Annotated in this window: 3 protein-coding genes and 1 pseudogene; all 4 read right to left on the minus strand. The window is 70.1% G+C overall.

Annotated elements, in window-relative coordinates:
* A pseudogene (locus tag A9D60_RS02925) lies at window positions 1-259 on the minus strand (energy transducer TonB); the annotation flags it as partial.
* Window positions 256-639: an ExbD/TolR family protein gene (locus tag A9D60_RS02930; RefSeq protein ID WP_065266231.1), complete on the minus strand. Its 384-nt coding sequence runs from the start codon at window positions 637-639 to the stop codon at window positions 256-258. The gene A9D60_RS02930 and the pseudogene A9D60_RS02925, both read right to left, overlap by 4 nt.
* 10 nt (window positions 640-649) lie before the next feature.
* On the minus strand, window positions 650-1,027 hold the full coding sequence (locus A9D60_RS02935; protein ID WP_065266232.1) for an ExbD/TolR family protein: 378 nt from the start codon (window positions 1,025-1,027) through the stop codon (window positions 650-652).
* Between the two features lie 4 nt (window positions 1,028-1,031).
* Window positions 1,032-1,801: MotA/TolQ/ExbB proton channel family protein (locus A9D60_RS02940; protein ID WP_254656617.1), on the minus strand; the 770-nt coding region annotated here is incomplete at its 5' end.

Raw genomic sequence — 1,801 nt, forward strand, 5'->3', positions numbered from 1 at the left:
GTGCGGCGCGCGGTGCCTGGGCGAGGTCGATCTGCGGCGGAGCTTCCGGGTTTGGGGGCTGGATCTGCGGGGTCTCGGGCGGTTTCTGCCAGGCCTCGGCCATGCGGGCAACCTCGGCGCTGGCGGGCTGCAGCGAGACCAGCGCATCGCCGCCCGCGCCGCTGGACTGGGCGCCGCTTTCGGGTGCGCTGGCAAAGAGCGCGATGTGGATGAGGCCCGCGAGGCCCGCAAAGACAGTGAATTCGGCGGCACGTTTCATGGGCGTTGCACCACCAGTTCGGCGCGGGCGAGACCGGCCTCTGCCAGCTGGTGCAGGATGCGGGCGAGGGCCTTGGCTTCCAGCCTTGCGTCGGCGCGCAGCTGGATTTGCGGGCTGTCCGCGCTGGCGGCGGCGAGGCTGGCGATGGCAGCGTCTCCATCGGCCCCGTCGAAATGCATCCGGCCATCGGCACCGATGTAAAGCACCGGCTGGGCCTCCGGCGCGGCCTCGGAGGCAGCATCGGGCGGGGTCACGTCAAACGGGTCGGGCTGGGCCAGGCGCGAGGTCATCAGGAAGAAGATCAGCAGCAGGAACACCACGTTGATCATCGGCACGATGGATTCGGCGCGGGGGCGTTTAGGGGGATCGCTCAGGTCCATGAATGCCCCCTCACTCCACAAGAACGACGTTGCTGAGACCCGCCTGCAGCAGCAGCGCGGTGATATCGGTGATGCGCTGCAGGCTGGCGCCGTCGCGCCCCCTGAGGATCAGCACGTCGGCGGGGGATTTCATCAGCGGCGCCAGCGCTTGGACAAGGTTGCTGTCCGCCACCGGCACGCCGTTCACATCCAGGTTGCCGGGGCCGACGCCGATCAAGCGCGGCGGACCGTCATAGGTGCCGCCCTGTCCGGCCAGCGGCAATTGCAGCACCGTGTCCATGCCAAAGCGGGAAGCCAGCATGAAGAACACCAGCAGCAGGAACACCACGTCGATCATCGGTGTCAGGCTGGGTTTGCGCCGGGGGCGCGGGGCGGGGGCGAGCTGCATGCGCCTACTCGGCGGCCAGTGCCAGCTGATCGGGCTGGGCGGCGACGAAGATGCGGGTGGCGTTGTCCTCGACATCGCGGCGGATGCGGGAGATTACCGCTTCGAACCATGTCAGCGCAGCGGAGGCGGGGATCGCCACAGCCATGCCGGCGGCGGTGGTCAGAAGTGCCTCCCAGATACCGCCGGCCAGCAGGGCGGGGTCGGCCTTGGAGCCCGCGGCCTGCAGTGCCTGGAAGGCGGCGATCATGCCCAGAACGGTGCCGAGAAGGCCCAAGAGCGGCGCGATGGTGGCGATCAGCTCCAGCGCGCCGAGACCGGTGGCGGCGCTGGCCAGATGCAGCTTGGCGACGCGGGCGGTTTCCTCGCGGGCGCGGTCCTCTGGCAGGGTGGCGGTGGCATTGAGTGCGGCGACGACCACGCGGGAGCGGATGCCGCGTCGGCCTGCGGTGATATCCAGCGCTTCGGCGCGGTTGCCGAATTCGAATGCGGTCACTGCACGGGCGGCCTTGCCGCGGGACCAGGCGCCGATCAGCGCCAGACGCCAGATCTTCCACAGGATCAGCGCGAGGGTGATGACCGAGAGCGCGGCAATGGCCCAGATCGAGGGGCCGCCGTCGCGCAGGAATTTCAGAGCCTTTGCGGAGGCGTCAGTGGCGACCTGCGCCAGTTCGGGCTGGGCGGCGGGCGGTTCTGCGGCAGGCGGCGGGGCAGGGGACGGGGCAATCGCGGCTGTCGGCTCTGGCGCTGTTCCGGCGGCGGCGGGCGTGTCTGCGG

The sequence above is a fragment of the Leisingera sp. JC1 genome (assembly GCF_001679925.1).
In the GTDB taxonomy this organism is placed as follows: domain Bacteria; phylum Pseudomonadota; class Alphaproteobacteria; order Rhodobacterales; family Rhodobacteraceae; genus Leisingera.